The sequence below is a fragment of the Streptomyces sp. NBC_00239 genome, from assembly GCF_036194065.1.
Classification (GTDB): Bacteria; Actinomycetota; Actinomycetes; order Streptomycetales; family Streptomycetaceae; genus Streptomyces.
Map to the genome: position 1 here is coordinate 1,434,546 of NZ_CP108095.1, position 16,645 is coordinate 1,451,190.

The window sequence follows — 16,645 nt, forward strand, 5'->3', positions numbered from 1 at the left end:
GGGCTCCGGGAGCGCGCGTGACACAGGACCGCGACGACCGGCGCGAGCAGCACCGGGAACGTGACCGGCACGACCGGCACGACCGGTTCCGGCAGGACGAGCCGCACGACCGCGACGAGCGGCACGCGGCGGACACCGCACACGACCAGGCCGCGCACGGCCGTGCACGAGGAGCGCAGGAGATGACCGACCGGACCGCGGTACTGATCGTGGGGGCGGGGCCCGTCGGCCTGGCAACGGCGTGCGCGCTGTGGCAGCGGGGCGTACCCGCCCGGATCGTGGAGGCACAGGACGGGCCGCAGCGCGGCTCCCGCGCCGTCCAGCTGCACGCCCCCACGCTGCGGATCTTCCGCGAGCTCGGCATCCTGGACGAGGCCGGGCGGCGCGGGCTGCGGATCCGCTCGAACCAGTACCACCTGGCCGGCGGCCGCACGCTGAAGATCGGGCTGGGCACGCTCAACGAGCCGCTGATGCTGCCGCAGGAGATCACCTGCGAGCTGCTGGAGCAGCGGCTGACCGAACTCGGCGGCCGGGTCGAGCGCGGTGTCACCGTCACCAAGGTCGCCGGGTACGACGACGCGGTCACGGTGCACGCGGACGGCCCGGAAGGCGAACTGCGCATCGAGGCGGACTGGTTGGTGGCGGCGGATGGCGTACGCAGCCGGGTCCGCGAGCAGTTGGGCATCGGATTCGAGGGCGCCGACGTGCCGGTCACCTTCCTGCTCGCCGAGGGCACGGTGGCGGGGCGGCCCGCGGACGACGCCGTCCACTACTTCCTCGGCCTCGGCGGCTCGGTCGTCTTCGCCTCGATGCCCGGCGACCGGGTGCGCATCTCCGCGGCGGTCCCGCCGGAGCACCCGCTCACCCGGGACGGCGTACAGAGCCTCCTCGACGAGCGGGGTCCGGGCGGACTGCGGATCCGATCACTGGACACGGTCAACAACTTCAGCAGCCAGGAGCGGATCGCGGCGCGGCTGCGCGCGGGACGCGTCTTCCTGGTGGGGGACGCCGCGCACACCCACTCGCCGCTCGGCGGCCAGGGCCTCAACCTGGGGCTCCAGGACATGCACAACCTGACCTGGAAGCTGGCCGGCGTGGTCAACGGCACGCTGCGGGCCGCCGTGCTCGACACGTACGAGCCGGAGCGGCGGGCCGCGGCCGAGCAGATAGTCGCCAACACCCACCGGTTCCTCAAGGTGTTCACGCTCGGTCCGGCGGCCGCCCGGGTCCGCAACACCGTGTGGGGCACGCTCGACGCGGCGGGCGTGCTGGGCCGCTGGTTCGCCCCGCTGCTCGCCGGCTGGCAGGTCCGCTACCCGGCCGGACCCGCCGGGGGCGGCCGGTGGACGGCGCCGGCCCGGCGCGGCCTGCCGGCGGCCGGCACCCGGTCCGCACGCTGGGCCGCGTCCCCGCACGGGGACGACCGCTTCCGGCTGCTGACCATCGGCTCCGCCGGTCTCGCCCACGTACGGGCAGCCGAGGAACTCGCAGCCCGCCACCCGGGGTTGCTCTCCCACCGGCACACCGGGCGGGGCGCGCCGGGATTCCTGCTGCTGCGCCCGGACGGCTACGTCGCCGCCGGCGGCGCCACCTCCGCCGAATGGGCGGAACTCGAAGCCCTGTTCGCCGCCGTAGCGCCGTGACCGCTCCCGAAGCGCGGATCACAGACCACGGACCCCAGACCACGAACCATCCGAGGAGCATCCCTGTGACGACACAGGAACGCATCGCCGAACTGCACACCCTCAAGAACCTGGCCCGGCAGGGACCGGACCCGCAGGCCACCGAGCGCCAGCACGGACGCGGCAAGCTGACCGCGCACGAGCGCATCGAACTCCTCCTGGACAAGGGCTCGTTCCAGGAGATCGAAGCGCTGCGCCGGCACCGTGCCGAGGGCTTCGGGCTGGAGAAGAAGCGCTACCACTCGGACGGCGTGGTGATCGGCTGGGGCACCGTGCACGGCCGGACGGTCTTCGTGTACGCCCACGACTTCCGCATCTTCGGCGGCGCCCTCGGCGAGGCCCACGCCGCCAAGATCCACAAACTGATGGACCTCGCCGGGGCGGCGGGCGCGCCGCTGGTCTCGCTCAACGACGGTGCGGGCGCCCGCATCCAGGAAGGCGTCACCGCGCTGGCCGGCTACGGCGGGATCTTCCAGCGCAACACCCGCAACTCGGGAGTGATCCCGCAGATCAGCGTGATGCTCGGCCCGTGCGCGGGCGGCGCCGCCTACTCCCCCGCGCTCACGGACTTCGTGTTCATGGTCCGCGAGACCTCTCAGATGTTCATCACGGGACCGGACGTGGTCCAGGCGGTGACGGGTGAGGCGGTGACGATGGACGGCCTCGGCGGCGCCGACGTCCACGCGTCGGTCTCGGGCGTCGCGGGCTTCGCCTACGACGACGAGGAGAGCTGCATCGAGGACGTGCGCTACCTGCTGTCCCTGCTGCCGCAGAACAACCGTGAGGTCGCCCCCGTCTCCCCGAGCGCGGACCCCGCGGACCGTTCCAACGAGGCGCTGCTCGACCTGGTGCCCGCCGACCCCAACCAGGCGTACGACATGCGGGCGGTGATCGCCGAAGTCGTGGACGACGGGGACTACTTCGAGGTGCACTCGACGTGGGCCACCAACATCATCTGCGCGTTCGCCCGCCTGGACGGCCACGTCGTCGGCATCGTCGCGAACCAGCCCTCGTCCTTCGCGGGCGTCCTCGACATCCACGCGAGCGAGAAGGCCGCGCGTTTCGTCACGACCTGCGACTCCTTCAACATCCCCCTGGTGACGCTGGTGGACGTGCCGGGCTTCCTGCCGGGTGTCGACCAGGAGCACGGCGGCATCATCCGGCACGGCGCCAAGCTGCTGTACGCGTACTGCAACGCGACGGTCCCGCGGATCTCGCTGGTGGTGCGCAAGGCGTACGGCGGCGCGTACATCGTCATGGACTCCCGTTCCATCGGCACGGACGTCTCCCTCGCCTGGCCGACGAACGAGATCGCGGTGATGGGGGCCGAGGGCGCGGCGAACGTCATCTTCCGCCGGGAGATCAACGCCTCCGACGACCCCGACGCGACCCGCGCGCAGAAGATCAAGGAGTACAAGTCCGAGCTGATGCACCCGTACTACGCGGCCGAGCGCGGACTCGTGGACGACGTGATCGACCCGCGGGACACCCGGTCCGTGCTGATCAGCACCCTCTCCATGCTCCGCACGAAGCACGCGGACCTGCCGTCGCGCAAGCACGGCAACCCGCCGGCCTGAGGAAGCTCCATGACCACGACGAAGACGACGAACACGACGGACGCGACGGGCCCGACGGACGCGATGGACGTGATGGAGACGGTGAACGCGATGAAGGTGACGCGCGGCAATCCCTCGGAGGAGGAACTCGCCGCGGTCCTGACGGTGTTGCTGGCCCTGGGCCAGGGCAGGGACGAGGCGATCCAGGACGCGCCGACGCCCGCCAGGGCGTCCTGGGGCGGCCGGATCCGCGGCTTCGGCGCGCCCGCGGGTTCCTGGAGGGCCGCGTCATGACGTTGACCCGACGCCAGGGGCAGAACATGCGCAAGGTGCTCATCGCCAATCGAGGCGAAATCGCTGTCCGCGTTGCCCGGGCCTGCCGGGATGCCGGGATCGCGAGCGTAGCCGTCTACGCAGACCCGGACCGTGACGCTCTGCATGTCCGCGCGGCAGACGAGGCATTCGCCCTGGGCGGTGACACTCCCGCGACCAGCTATCTGGACATGTCCAAGGTCCTGCAGGCCGCGGCGGACGCCGGCGCGGATGCCGTCCACCCCGGTTACGGATTCCTGTCGGAGAACGCCGAGTTCGCGCAGGCCGTCATCGACGCCGGCCTGACCTGGATCGGCCCGCCCCCGCAGGCCATCCGCGACCTCGGCGACAAGGTCGCCGCCCGTCACATCGCCCAGCGCGCCGGCGCACCCCTGGTCGCCGGCACCCCCGACCCCGTCTCCGGGGCCGACGAAGTCGTCGCGTTCGCCAAAGAACACGGCCTCCCGATCGCGATCAAAGCCGCGTTCGGAGGCGGCGGCCGCGGCCTGAAGGTCGCCCGCACCCTGGAAGAAGTCCCCGAACTCTACGACTCCGCCGTCCGCGAAGCCGTCGCCGCGTTCGGCCGCGGCGAATGCTTCGTCGAGCGCTACCTCGACAAGCCCCGCCACGTCGAGACGCAGTGCCTGGCCGACACCCACGGCAACGTCGTCGTCGTCTCCACCCGCGACTGCTCCCTCCAGCGCCGCCACCAAAAGCTGGTGGAAGAGGCCCCGGCGCCGTTCCTGACCCCGGAGCAGAACGCCGAACTGTACGCGGCATCCAAGGCCATCTTGAAGGAAGCCGGATACGTCGGCGCGGGCACCGTCGAGTTCCTCGTCGGCACCGACGGCACCATCTCCTTCCTCGAGGTCAACACCCGCCTCCAGGTCGAACACCCCGTCACCGAGGAAGTCACCGGCATCGACCTCGTGCGGGAGATGTTCCGCATCGCCGACGGCGAGGAACTCGGCTACGGCGACCCCGTCCTGCGCGGCCACTCCTTCGAGTTCCGCATCAACGGCGAAGACCCCGGCCGCGGCTTCCTGCCCGCCCCCGGCACCGTCACCCTCTTCCAGGCCCCCACCGGCCCCGGCGTCCGCCTCGACGCCGGCGTCGAAACCGGATCCGTCATCGGCCCCGCCTGGGACTCGCTCCTCGCGAAGCTGATCGTCACCGGTGCCACCCGCGAGCAGGCCCTCCAGCGGGCCGCCCGCGCGCTGGCCGAGTTCAAGGTCGAGGGAATGGCCACCGCGATCCCCTTCCACCAGGCCGTCGTGGCCGACCCCGCCTTCCGCCCCGAAGGCGAGAACCCGTTCACGGTCCACACCCGGTGGATCGAGACCGAGTTCGTCAACACCATCCCCGCCTTCACCACCCCCGCCACCGACGACACGGACGACGAACCGGGCCGCGAGACCGTCGTCGTCGAGGTCGGCGGCAAACGCCTCGAAGTGTCCCTGCCGTCCTCCCTCGGCATGACACTCGCCCGCACCGCCGCCGCCGGCGGCGCCAAGCCCAAACGCCGCGCCGCCAAGAAGTCCGGCCCCGCCGCATCCGGCGACACCCTCGCCTCCCCGATGCAGGGAACCATCGTCAAGGTCGCCGTCGAAGAAGGCCAACACGTCGAAGAAGGCGACCTCGTCGTCGTCCTCGAAGCCATGAAAATGGAACAACCCCTCAACGCCCACCGCACCGGAACCATCACCGGACTCGCCGCCAAAGTCGGCGACCCCCTCACCTCCGGCGCCACCATCTGCGAAATCAAGAGCTGAATATCCATTACCCGTTCAGCGGCGCACCATTCCGTTCCCCATTCTCCACCCCCATTCCATTTCCACTCCAGGAGCCGAGCCATGCGTGTTTCCATAAATCCGGCCATGTGCTGCGCCGCAGGCCAGTGCGCACTGATCGCGCCCGATGTGTTCGACCAGGCCGATGACGGCACGATGGTCGTGCTGCTCGCCGAGCCGCCCGCCGAGCGGGCGCACGCGGTACGGGAGGCGGAGGCCGTGTGTCCCGGCATGGCCATCCAGGTAAAGGGATGAGCCCTTCCGCCCCCGTCGCCGTCGTCGGCGCGTCGGCCGCCGGCACGGCCGTGGTCGAGTCCCTGCACCGCTCCGGCTACACCGGGCCGGTGACCCTGATCGGGGACGAGGCCAGGTTCCCGTACGAACGACCGCCCCTGTCCAAGCAGGTGCTCACCGGCGCGCAGCCCCCCGAGTCCACGACCATCCGCGACGCGGCCCGGCTGGCCGAGCGGCCCGGGCTCGACCTGCGCCTCGGCGTCCGGGCCGCGGCCCTGGACGTGGCGGCACGCCGGCTGACCCTGGAGACGGGCGAGGAGTTGGACTGCGCCGCTGTCGTCATCGCGACCGGCGTACGCCCGCGCCGGATCCCGGGCATGGGCGGCATCTCGGGAGTTCACCTCCTGCGGACGGTCGACGACGCGGCCGCCCTGCGCAAGGACCTGCTCGGCGGAGGCGATGTGGTGGTCGTCGGCGGCGGGGTGCTCGGCACCGAAGTGGCCGCCGCCGCCCGTACGTTGGGCTTGGGCGTCACCGTCGTGACCCTGGACGAACAGCCGCTGGCCCCGGTCCTGGGAACGTCGCTGGGCGCCCTGGTCGCCGGCGAGCACCGGCGGCGAGGCATCCGGGTGCGCCCGGGGCGGGCGGTGTCCGGGCTGCTGAGCGCGCACGGCCGGGTGACGGCGGTGGAGCTGGACGGCGGGGAGGTGATTCCCGCCGACACCGTGGTCGTCGCGGTCGGCTCGGTTCCGGCCACGCAGTGGCTGGACGGCAGCGGACTCGATCTCGCGGACGGGGTCGGATGCGACAGTTTCTGCGTGGCCGCGCCCTCCGTGTACGCGGCGGGCGACGTGGCGCGCTGGTGGCATCCCCGCTACGAGCGGGCCCTGCGCGTCGAGCACCGCATGAACGCCTCCGAGCAGGGCATGGTGGTGGCCCGCAACATCCTGGCCTCGCTCACCGTCTCCGGCACCGGGCCGCAGGCGTACGAACCGGTGCCGTATTTCTGGTCCGACCAGTTCGGCTGGCGCATCCAGGGGTACGGGGTGACCGCGGACAGCCGCCGCACGGAGGTCGTGCGCGCGGAGCCGGGGGCGTCCGACGACGCGCCGCCCACGGCCGTCGCCCTGTACGGGGACGAGGAGCGGGTCCTGGGCGCCGTGGGCATCGGCCTGCGGCCGCCCGCGCTGCGGTCGTTGCGGGCCGCCGTGGCCGGGCTGGTGCCGTGGGACGAGGGGCTCGCCACGGCGCGGGCCGCGAGCGGAGGCGCTCGGTAGGGGTTCTCCCCTTTCATTGTCTGGGGTACCCGATAGGGGCCTTCTGTCACTAGCGTGCTGAACGACCCGGGATCACGGGCGCCGTACGTTTCAGAGGCAAAAGGAATCCTTCCCATCATGAATTCCGGAAACCCGGATGGCAGCCAGAGTTCCGCGTCCGAATTCCTGGCGAGTTTCGACGCGGGACGGCTGCTTTGGCCCTCTCCGGGTGGTTTCCCCGAGCAGGACCCGGCGGAGCGGCTCGCCGGCGACCGGGTGGTCGGCGAGGTAGGCGCGTTCCTCCGGTCGGCGCTCGACCCGGAGGAAGTGGACCGCACCGGCCGGCTCCCCGACGGCTTCCTGGCGGCCCTGCAGGAGCGCGGCTTCCTGCGCCTTCGCGCCGAGCCAGAGCTGGGCGGGCTGGGCCTTTCCGCCTACGACGCCTTCCGGGTCATCGAGGCCGCGGCCGCCTGGTCGGTACCGGCCGGGCAGGTCCTCGGCATCCAGGCCGGTGTCGGAGCGGGGGCGATGCTCCCGGCGATGCCCGAAGGCGAACTGCGGGACTTCGTCCGGCGCAGGATCGCCGAGGGCATGGTCTCCGGTTTCGCGGACACCGACGCATCGGGCCAGAACAACACCTTCCCGTCGATGACCGCCACGCTCACCGAGGACGGATCCGCCTATCTGCTGCGCGGCCGCAAGCTGTTCACCGGGCACGGCACCGTCGCCGATCTGCTCGGCGTCTCCGCCACCGTGACCGAGGGCTCCCGGCGGCGGGTGGGGGCGTTCTTCGTCGACACCCGCGACGCCGCGGGCTTCCGGGTGTCCGCCGCACTCGACTACCTGGGCAGTCACGGCCTGCCGAACGGCGAGCTGGTCTTCGACGACGTACGAGTCCCCCGCGCGCGGGTCCTCCTCGACGAGGCCGGAGACCAACTGCCGCCGCTGGTCGGACTGCTGGCGCTGACCGGCCGGACGTACTTCACCGGCGGACCGGCGCTGGCCATCGCCCGCAACTGCCTTCTCTGGTCACGGGAATTCCTGGCCCGGCGGGCCGTCGACGGGCGAGAACTGGCCTCGTACGACTCGGTGCAGCGGATCGTCGCGGACACCGTCGCCGACGTGTACGCGATGGACAGCGCGGCACGGTGGAGCCTGAGCGGACAGGGCCCGGCCGACCGGCTCTTCGAGCGGTTCACCGCCAAGAACATCCTCACCACGACGGCCTGGCGGGTCGTCGACCGGACCATGTCGCTGCTGGCGGCCGAGGGTTTCGAGACCGTCGGCAGCAAGGCGCGGCGCGGCGGGCCGGTGATCCCGCTGGAGCGGGCGTTCCGTGACGCCCGCGGGCTGAGGATCGCGGGGAACATCGACTTCCGGCTCGACGAGCAGGCCGGCCGGCTGCTGGTGAACCGGCACTACGCGGGGCAGGCCCGGGCCTGCGAGCCCGCCAAGGAGCTGACGCCCCCGGCTGACCCGCGGCTGTCGCGGTCCAACCAGGAGCATCTCAAGCACCTCGGCCGCACGCTCTCCGAACTGAGCCGCCTGTGCGCCTCGTTGACGCGGACGCACGAGGATCCCGAAGTCCTCTTCGCCCGGCAGCACACCCTGGTGGCGGTCGGCCGCATCGCCACCGAGCTGTTCACGGTCGGTGCCGTGCTGGCCCGGGCGGCGGGCGCGTCCGGCGCGGAGGCCGAGGCGTGCCAGGACATCGCCGATGTGTACGGCACCGGGGCGTGGCACCGCGTCGCCACCCACTGGCGTGAGCTGCACGCCTTTTCGGCACCCGACTACGCGAAGGTCAGCGGCCGCTGGCTGGCCGGCACGGCCCTGCCCGGCCTGTGAAGGGCCCGAGGAACCCGAAGCACACGAGGAGTTCGAGGAATGCGAGGAATTCATGAGCGAACTGCCTGAGGTCCTGGGCGGTTTCGACCTGACGGACCAGTCGCTGTACGCGGCGGGCGTCCCGTACGACGTGTTCGCGCGGCTGCGCCGCGAGGCACCGGTCTTCTTCCACCCGCCGGGGACCACCGCCGACGGGGAGGGGTTCTGGGTGCTCACCCGGCACGCCGACATCGTGGCGGCCGGCGCCGACACGGCGTACTCCGCCCAGGGTGGCGGCGACCGGGTCGGCGGCGGCTCCCACCTGGAGGACCTGCCGTTCGGCGTGCACGCCGGAGTGCTGTTCGCCATGATGGACAACCCGCGGCACGAGCTGATCAAGCGGCTGCTGACGCCGGCGGTGACGGGCCGGGTCGCGGCCGGCCTCGCGGACGAGTTGCGCGGTGTCGCGGCCGGACTCGTCGACGCGGCCCTCGCGCACGGCGGCGGGATCGACTTCATGGGCGAGGTGTCCGAGCCGTTCGCGATCCGGGCGATCGCGCTGATGCTGGGCGCGCCGCGCGCGGACTGGGACCGGCTCGCGGAGTGGGGCCGGGGCGTGTTGGGCTTCGTCAACCGCCGTACCGGCAAGGTCGACGAGTTCTCCACGACCACGTTCCACGCCATGCAGGCCTACTTCAAGGAGCTGCTGGACGCCAAGAAGGGCGGGCCGGGCGACGACCTCGGCGCGATCCTCGCGAACGGGGAGATCGACACCGCCGGCGGTGCGGACGGGCTGTCGCCGTACGAGCGGGAGGCCAACCTCACGCTGCTGCTGATCACCGGTTTCGAGCAGCCCCGCAATGTGATCGCGGCGGCGGTGCAGGCGTTCGCGGACCATCCGGAGCAGTGGAAGGCGCTGCGCGAGGACCGGTCGCTGCTGCCGACGGCACTGGAGGAGGCGCTGCGCTGGAACCCGCCGAACCCGTACAACCGGCGGACCGCGACCCGGGACATCGAGCTGCGCGGCGCCCGGATCAAGGCGGGCGACAAGGTCACCTTCTGGTGGCCGGCCGCCAACCGCGACGAGGACGTCTTCCCCGAGGCGGACGTGTTCGACATCCGCCGGGAGTCCAATCCTCACCTGTCGTTCGGCACCGGCACGCACTTCTGCATGGGCGACGAGGTCGGGCGGCTGGAGATCCGGCTCGTGCTGGAGGCGCTGCTCGACCGGGTCGCGGAGATCCGCACGGCCGCGCCGGTCGTGTACGCGCCCAACAACAAACACACCGTGATTCTGGACATGCCGGTCGGGCTGATCCCCGATGCCGGCTGACACCAATTACCGGACAGGACACATCACATGACAGAGACTCACGTTCTTCCTCCGTCCGACGCACCCGAGGTGCTCCCGTACGACCCCTTCGATCCGGTGTTCCACGCGGATCCGTACAAGGTCTACGAGGAACTGCGGGCGGAGCAGGGCCAGGTCATACGGACGGCCGCCGGTGTCGCCGTCCTCGGCTACAAGGAGATCGCCGACCTGATGCGCGACCCGCGCTTCGGGCGCGGCGACGGTGCGGGTGTGCAGGACACCCTGATCCCGACCGGTGAGGGGCTGGTCCGCGCATTCATGTTCATGGACCCGCCGGACCACACCCGGATCCGGTCCCTGGTGAACAAGGTGTTCACGCCGCGCACGGTGGAGCGGGTGCGGCCGCAGGCCGAGAAGTTCGCCGCCGACCTGCTGGCGAAGCTGCGGGCCGAGCACGGCGCCGGCCCGGTCGACCTGGCGTCCCAGTACTACCGCCCGCTGGGTGCGTACGTGCTGAACGTGCTCGTCGGTGTGCCCGAGCGGCACCTGGAGCGGTGCATCGGCTTCGCGAACGACGCCGGGCGCGGTCTGGACCCGGAGTACACGCTGAGCCCGGCCGAGCTCGCCACCCGCATGGAGGCCCGCGAGGGCTTCGTGGAGATCTCGATCGAGCTGATCGAGGCCCGCCGCAAGAAGCCGGCCGACGACCTGATGAGCGAGCTGGTCGCGGTCGAGCAGGACGGCGAGAAGCTCACCGAGACGGAGCTGCTGACCACGGCCGCGAACATCTTCCTGGCCGGCTTCAGCGCCCCGCAGGCCATGATGGGCCTCAGCACGCTGGGCCTGCTGCGCCACCGCGACCAGCTGGACTGGTTCCGTGCGAACCCGGACAAGGTCGCCAACTCCGTCGAGGAGCTGATGCGTTACGACTCCGCGGTGCAGCTGGCCAACCGTACGGTGCTGGAGTCCGCGGACATCGCGGGCGTGCCGGTCGAGGCGGGCGACGAGGTGTTCCTGCTGCTCGGCGCCGCGAACCGGGACGAGAGCTTCTACCCGAACGCGGCCACGCTGGACCTGACGCGCGCCCCCAGCCGCAATCTCGTCTTCGGGCACGGCATCCACTTCTGCGTGGCCGCGCCGATCGCCCGGCTGCTCACCCAGGTCGGGCTGGGCGCGCTGACCGCGTACGACGTGGAGCTGCTGACGGACACGCCCCGCACGAACGGCGCCCTGGCGATCCGCAGCCTGGCGGAGCTCCCGGTCACCCTCGGGGAGGTCAAGTGAGCCGCAACCAGGACGTCCTGGCGCTCGCCGAGCGCTATCTGACGCTGTGGAACGACCCCGACGACGCGGCCCGCCGCACGCTGGCGGAGGAGCTGTTCACCGACGGCGGCACGTACACGGACCCCAACATCGAGGCCCGTGGCGCCGAGGCGATCGCCGCGTACATCGCGGCGGAGCGTCTGAAGTTCGGTGATCTGGTCTTCACCATCGGCCAGTTGATCAGCTCGCACCACGGGGTGGCCCTGTTCACGTGGGAGCTGGGTCCGGCCGGCGCGGGCACGCCCGTGGCCACCGGCTTCGACACGGTCTTCATCGAAAAGGACCGGCTCGCCGGGGTGTACGGCTTCTTCGCCTGAGCCACGGCCGCCTGCCGGTGCCGTCACGGCACCGGCAGGCGGGTCGGTCCGCTCACCCGGCGGGTCGGCCGGCCGGGTGGGTGGCTTCAGGCGGCGGCCGGCTCCGGCGCGGCGAGGCCGAGCGACCCGATCAGGTCGAGCATGTCGGCCTCGTACAGCTTCTCCGGGTCGAGGACCTGGTGGCGCAGGTGGCCGTAGACCTCCAGCGCGAGCAGTCCGTGCATCCGGCTCCACACCCGCAGGCACAAGGCGACGGCGGCCGGGGGCAGTTCGGGGAAGGACCGGCGCGCCATGGCGACCAGCCCCGGCTGGAAGTCGGACCATTCGTAGTCGCAGGCCGCGCGCGAGGCCGCGGCCTGCGGCCAGGCGGCGGCGACCAGGCCCAGCAGAGCGGCGCAGAGCCGGTGTTCGGCCTCCTGGGCGGCGCCGTCCTCGGGGGCCTCGTACCCCGGCACCGGGTCCCCGTAGATCAGCCGGAACTCGTCGGGGTGCGCGATCGCCCACTTGCGGTAGGCGTGCGCGTGGGCGAGCACCTTGTCCCGGGCGCTGTCGGTGGCCGCGGTGCGGTGCGACTCCTCCAGCACGTTGGCCAGCGAGTCGTAGACGTCGGCGGTCAGCGCGGTGATCAGGTCGTCGCGGCTGCCGAAGTAGCTGTAGATGGCGCCTGCCGTCATGCCCATCTCGCGGGCGATGGCCCGCAGCGAGATGGAGGCGGGACCGCCGGCCGCCATGTGCCTCAGCGCGATCGCCTTGATCTCGGACGTGGCTTCGGCCCTCAGTCGGGCCCGTCGGCTCTGCGTCGCATCTCCCATGTTTGACAGCCTAACAGAGTTCAGGCACAGTACTCCGTGCCAAGTCTGAACGGTGTGTAGTAATGTCGCAGCGTTCATACTTCACCCCCCGCTCAATCTCCAGACCTCCCCTGTGCAACCTCGCTCACTACCCAAGAAGGAAGCCAAGTCGTGGTTGATACCGCCTCCGGAACCCAGCGGCGGACCGGGCTGATGCTCGCTCTCCTGGCGTTCGCCCAGTTCATCGTTGCCGTCGACTACAACATCGTGTTCGTCGCGCTTCCTGAGATCGGCAGCGCGCTCGGCTTCACCGCCCAGTCGCTGCAGTGGGTGGTCAGCGCGTACGCCGTGGCGTTCGGCGGATTCCTGCTCTTCGGCGGCCGGCTGGTCGACCGCCTCGGCGGGCGCCGCCTGTTCATCGCCGGCCTCGTGATCTTCGGCCTCTCCTGCCTCCTCGGCGGTTTCGCCGAGAGCCCTGCCCTGCTGATCACGGCCCGCGCCATCCAGGGCTTCGGCGGCGCGCTGCTGACCCCCGCCACCCTCAACCTCATCTACACCCGGTTCGAGGAGGGCGCCCCGCGCAACAAGGCCCTCGCCGTCTGGGGCGCCTGCGGCAGCGGCGGCCTCGCGGCCGGCGCACTGCTCGGTGGTGTCCTCACCGACGCGTGGGGCTGGGAGTGGGTCCTGTTCGTCCTGGTGCCGATGGCGCTGCTCGCGGCGGTGCTCTCCCCCGGCATCCTCTCGGCCGACGCCCCCGCCGCCGGTGACCAGGGCGGGTTCGACGCCGTGGGCGCCATCCTCGCCACCGCCGGTTCCTCGCTGCTCGTCCTCGGCCTCGTCAGCGGCCCGGAGGCCGGCTGGGGCTCCCTGCGCGGCGCCGGTGCGATCGTCGCGGGTGTCGTGATCCTGGCCGTCTTCGCCCTCGTCGAGACCAAGACCGCCAACCCGCTCGTCCCGATGCGGCTGTTCGGCAACCGCAGCCTCGTCACCGCGATCCTGATCATCCTGGTGTTCCAGAGCGCCCTGGGCGGCGCGTACTACATCTTCACCATCTACGTGCAGGGCGTGCTCGGCTACGACGCCCTCCAGGCCGGTCTCGCCTTCATCCCGCTGACGATCATCTCCATGGCGGCCTCGCTGAAGCTGGCCGGCGCGCTCCTCGGCAAGTGGGGCCCGAAGGGCACCCTGTTCTTCGGCATGGCCGTCAACGGTGTCGGCATGATCGTGCTGGCCGTCGCGATGTCGACCAACGCCTCCTTCTGGGCGCTCGTCCCCGGCCTGATCGTGTGGGGCATCGGCGGCGGCGTCACCTTCCCGGCGATGTTCGCCTGCGCCGCCTCGGGTGTCGCCCCGCAGGAGGCCGGTATCGCCTCGGCCCTCGCCAGCACCGCGCAGCAGATCGGCGGCGCCGCCGGCCTCGCCGTGCTCGTGGCCATCGCCACCGCCGGCCTGAACGGCGACGCCGGTGCGGTGCAGAACGTGTCGGACGTCGCGGACGGCCTGCGGACCGCGATGTGGATCGGAGGCGCCGCCTCGGTCATCGGCGGTCTGCTCGCCTTCACCCTCAAGCCGGCCGGCGCCGCGGCACCCGAGACGGTCGCCGCCGGCCTGGCCGACGAGGTCCGCGTCAAGATCTGACCCGGCCCCCGGGGTCCCGTCCGGCCCCCGCCCCCAGACGGTTCATGACCGGTGTTACCCCCGGCACCGGTCATGAACCCATTCCCCTGTCCGGCCCCGGTTCAACGGGCGCCGGCATCCGGGGTGCCGGCCTTCCGGCCCCGGCCCCTGCGCCCCCGCGTCCCCGACCGCCCGGCCCCCGCGGTCCGGCCCCGACCCGCGGCATCCGCCGACCTGGTGAACTCATGCCCCAGCCCCCCGCCCCCGACGACTCCTGGCTCCGCCGCCTCACCCCCGCCGCCCCGCAGCAGCCGGTGCGACTGGTCTGCTTCCCGCACGCGGGCGGCTCCGCCGGCTGGTTCCGCCCCCTCGCCCGGGCCCTGCCGCCCGGCATCGACGTCCTGGCCGTGCAGTACCCCGGACGCCAGGACCGCCGCCGGGAGCCCCTCATCACCTCAGTTCCCCGGCTGGCGGACGCCGCCTTCACCGCGCTGCGCCGCGAACTGGACGCTCCGTTCGCCTTCTTCGGGCACAGCCTGGGCGCCGTCGTCGCCTTCGAGGTGGCCCGCAGGTTCGAGCAGCTCACCCCCGCCGGCCCGACCCGGCTGTTCGCCTCCGCCCGCCGCGCGCCCTCCGTCGTCCGCGACGAGTCCGTCCACCTGCGCGACGACGAAGGCCTGGTGGCGGAGATGGTGCGCCTCGGCGGCACCGAGCGGGCCGTCCTCGACGACCCGGAGCTCCGGCAGCTGGTGCTGCCCGTCGTACGCGCCGACTACCGGGCGGTCGAGACCTACCGGGCGACCCCCGGGGCGCGGCTGACCTGCCCGGTGTCGGTGCTCGTCGGGGACGCCGACCCGGTCACCCCGGTCGCGGACGCCGTCCCCTGGAAGGCGCACAGCACCCGCGGCACCGACCTGCACGTCTTCCCCGGCGGCCACTTCTACCTGGAGCGGCACACCGCCGACGTGGCCTCGACGGTGGCGGCCGCCCTCGGCACCACCGCCGGCCCCGCGGCCCGCACCCGGGGGAACTCCCCCACCGGGGCGGCCCGGTGAGTGCCGGGCACGGCGCGCTGCTGGCCGTCAGCGACCTGCACATCGGCCACCGGGAGAACCGGGAGCTGGTCGAGGCGATGCGCCCCGGCTCCGACGAGGACTGGCTGATCGTCGCCGGCGACGTCAGCGAGACGTTCGCCGAGGTGGCCTGGGCCCTCGCCCTTCTGCGGGACCGCTTCCACACCGTGGTGTGGTCCCCCGGCAACCACGAGCTGTGGACCCACCCCGACGACCCGGTCCGCTCCCGCGGCGAGCAGCGCTACCGCGAACTCGTCGACATGTGCCGCACGTTGGGGGTCCACACCCCCGAGGACCCGTACCCGGTGTGGGAGCGGGAGGGCCGGCGGCTGGTCGTCGCGCCGCTGTTCGTCCTGTACGACTACTCGTTCCGCCCGGCCGGCACCCACACCCGCGCGGCCGCCCTCGCGCGGGCCGAGGAGGCGGGCGTGGTGTGCACGGACGAGTACCTTCTGCACCCCGACCCGTATCCGAGCCGCGCCGCCTGGTGCCACGCCCGCACCTCCTACACCGAGGCCCGGCTCGCCGCCCTGGGCGGCGCGCCGACCGTGCTGGTCAACCACCATCCGCTGGTGCGCGAGCCCACCCGCGTCCTGCGGCACCCGGAGTTCGCCCTGTGGTGCGGCACCGAGCGCACCGCCGACTGGCACACCCGCTTCCACGCGGAGGCCGTCGTCTACGGCCATCTACACATCCCGCGCACCCTGTACGTCGACGGCGTGCCCTTCCAGGAGGTGTCGCTGGGCTATCCGCGGGAGTGGCGCGCCCGCCCGGGCCCGCCCGCAGGGCCGCAGCCCGTCCTGACCCGTCGTACGACGGCCCGGCCGGACGCGGCCGCGGGGGCGGCAGCCGGGGCGGAGGCGCGGTGATCGAGATGCTGGTGCCCTCTGCGGTCGCCACCGCCGAGGCGTACGGCGACCCGCCCGGCGCCTTCCTGCTGCCCGAGGAGCGCGTGCTGATGGCGCATTCGGTGGATCACCGGCGGCGCGAGTTCACGACCGTGCGGCACTGCGCCCGGCAGGCCATGCGCGAGCTGGGCGTCGACCGGCCGTGGCCGGTGCTGCCCGGTCCGGGCGGCGCCCCCCGGTGGCCGGATGGACTGGTCGGCAGCATGACGCACACGGCCGGGTTCCGGGCCGCCGCGGTGGCCCGGTCCGCCGACGTGCCGGCTCTCGGGATCGACGCGGAGCCGCACCGGCCGCTCGATCCGGACGTCCTGGAGGCGGTAGCGCTGCCGCGGGAACGGGAGATGCTGGCCGAGCTGGCTGTCTCGCATCCCGGGACCGCGTGGGACAGGGTCCTCTTCAGCGCCAAGGAGAGCGTGTACAAGGCCTGGTATCCGGCGGCCCGGCAGATGCTCGAATTCGAGGACGCCGTGGTGGAGATCGACCCGCGGCGGGCCCGGTTCGAAGCCCGGCTGCTGGTGCCGGCCCCGGTGGTGCGCGGGATCCGGCTCGAGCGGATGGCCGGCCTCTGGTGTGCGGATGCCGGCCTGGTGGTGACCGCCGTGGCGGTCACCACCAGGAACCGGCCCGTCGCACCGCCGGCACCCCCGTAG

At 72.4% G+C, this 16,645-nt stretch carries 15 protein-coding genes; 14 read left to right on the forward strand and 1 reads right to left on the reverse strand.

Annotated elements, in window-relative coordinates; translation table 11 throughout:
- The first annotated feature begins 17 nt into the window (after positions 1 to 17).
- From OG764_RS06180 to OG764_RS06225, 10 genes are all read left to right on the forward strand, one after another.
- Complete coding sequence (locus OG764_RS06180; protein WP_328967374.1) at positions 18 to 1,643, forward strand: FAD-dependent monooxygenase; 1,626 nt, start codon at positions 18 to 20, stop codon at positions 1,641 to 1,643.
- A complete protein-coding gene (locus tag OG764_RS06185) occupies positions 1,601 to 3,259 on the forward strand; it encodes an acyl-CoA carboxylase subunit beta (RefSeq protein WP_328967375.1) in 1,659 nt (552 codons plus the stop codon). The genes OG764_RS06180 and OG764_RS06185 overlap by 43 nt, the downstream gene beginning before the upstream one ends.
- Positions 3,260 to 3,268: 9 nt before the next feature.
- Positions 3,269 to 3,532 (forward strand): acyl-CoA carboxylase subunit epsilon, encoded by a 264-nt coding sequence (locus OG764_RS06190; protein WP_328967376.1) that lies wholly within the window; start codon positions 3,269 to 3,271, stop codon positions 3,530 to 3,532.
- A gap of 26 nt (positions 3,533 to 3,558) precedes the next feature.
- Positions 3,559 to 5,322: an acetyl/propionyl/methylcrotonyl-CoA carboxylase subunit alpha gene (locus tag OG764_RS06195; RefSeq protein WP_328972895.1), complete on the forward strand. Its 1,764-nt coding sequence runs from the start codon at positions 3,559 to 3,561 to the stop codon at positions 5,320 to 5,322.
- Between the two features lie 81 nt (positions 5,323 to 5,403).
- Positions 5,404 to 5,595, forward strand: coding sequence for a ferredoxin (locus OG764_RS06200; RefSeq protein WP_328967377.1), 192 nt, complete (start codon positions 5,404 to 5,406; stop codon positions 5,593 to 5,595).
- Positions 5,592 to 6,851, forward strand: a complete 1,260-nt coding sequence (locus OG764_RS06205) for an NAD(P)/FAD-dependent oxidoreductase (RefSeq protein ID WP_328967378.1) — start codon at positions 5,592 to 5,594, stop codon at positions 6,849 to 6,851. The genes OG764_RS06200 and OG764_RS06205 overlap by 4 nt, the downstream gene beginning before the upstream one ends.
- A 117-nt stretch (positions 6,852 to 6,968) precedes the next feature.
- Positions 6,969 to 8,675 carry an acyl-CoA dehydrogenase family protein gene (locus tag OG764_RS06210; protein ID WP_328967379.1) on the forward strand — a complete coding sequence of 569 codons (1,707 nt, stop codon included), beginning with the start codon at positions 6,969 to 6,971 and terminating at the stop codon, positions 8,673 to 8,675.
- Between the two features lie 52 nt (positions 8,676 to 8,727).
- Positions 8,728 to 9,987 (forward strand): cytochrome P450, encoded by a 1,260-nt coding sequence (locus OG764_RS06215; RefSeq protein ID WP_328967380.1) that lies wholly within the window; start codon positions 8,728 to 8,730, stop codon positions 9,985 to 9,987.
- A gap of 27 nt (positions 9,988 to 10,014) precedes the next feature.
- Positions 10,015 to 11,250 (forward strand): cytochrome P450, encoded by a 1,236-nt coding sequence (locus OG764_RS06220; RefSeq protein ID WP_328967381.1) that lies wholly within the window; start codon positions 10,015 to 10,017, stop codon positions 11,248 to 11,250.
- A complete protein-coding gene (locus OG764_RS06225; protein ID WP_328967382.1) occupies positions 11,247 to 11,606 on the forward strand; it encodes a nuclear transport factor 2 family protein in 360 nt (119 codons plus the stop codon). Before OG764_RS06220 ends, OG764_RS06225 begins: the two co-directional genes overlap by 4 nt.
- An 86-nt stretch (positions 11,607 to 11,692) precedes the next feature.
- Here the strand turns inward: OG764_RS06225 and OG764_RS06230 are convergent, their stop codons facing one another.
- Positions 11,693 to 12,418 carry a TetR/AcrR family transcriptional regulator gene (locus tag OG764_RS06230; RefSeq protein ID WP_328967383.1) on the reverse strand — a complete coding sequence of 242 codons (726 nt, stop codon included), beginning with the start codon at positions 12,416 to 12,418 and terminating at the stop codon, positions 11,693 to 11,695.
- A 150-nt stretch (positions 12,419 to 12,568) separates the two neighbouring features.
- Here OG764_RS06230 and OG764_RS06235 point away from each other — a divergent pair, with 150 nt between their 5' ends.
- The 4 genes from OG764_RS06235 to OG764_RS06250 all read left to right on the forward strand — a co-directional run bounded on the left by OG764_RS06235 (position 12,569) and on the right by OG764_RS06250 (position 16,645).
- Positions 12,569 to 14,035, forward strand: coding sequence for an MFS transporter (locus tag OG764_RS06235; RefSeq protein ID WP_328967384.1), 1,467 nt, complete (start codon positions 12,569 to 12,571; stop codon positions 14,033 to 14,035).
- 224 nt (positions 14,036 to 14,259) lie between these two features.
- Positions 14,260 to 15,069, forward strand: coding sequence for a thioesterase II family protein (locus tag OG764_RS06240; protein WP_328967385.1), 810 nt, complete (start codon positions 14,260 to 14,262; stop codon positions 15,067 to 15,069).
- Positions 15,066 to 15,956 carry a metallophosphoesterase family protein gene (locus OG764_RS06245; RefSeq protein WP_328967386.1) on the forward strand — a complete coding sequence of 297 codons (891 nt, stop codon included), beginning with the start codon at positions 15,066 to 15,068 and terminating at the stop codon, positions 15,954 to 15,956. The genes OG764_RS06240 and OG764_RS06245 overlap by 4 nt, the downstream gene beginning before the upstream one ends.
- Positions 15,957 to 15,961: 5 nt before the next feature.
- Positions 15,962 to 16,645: a 4'-phosphopantetheinyl transferase family protein gene (locus tag OG764_RS06250; protein WP_328972896.1), complete on the forward strand. Its 684-nt coding sequence runs from the start codon at positions 15,962 to 15,964 to the stop codon at positions 16,643 to 16,645.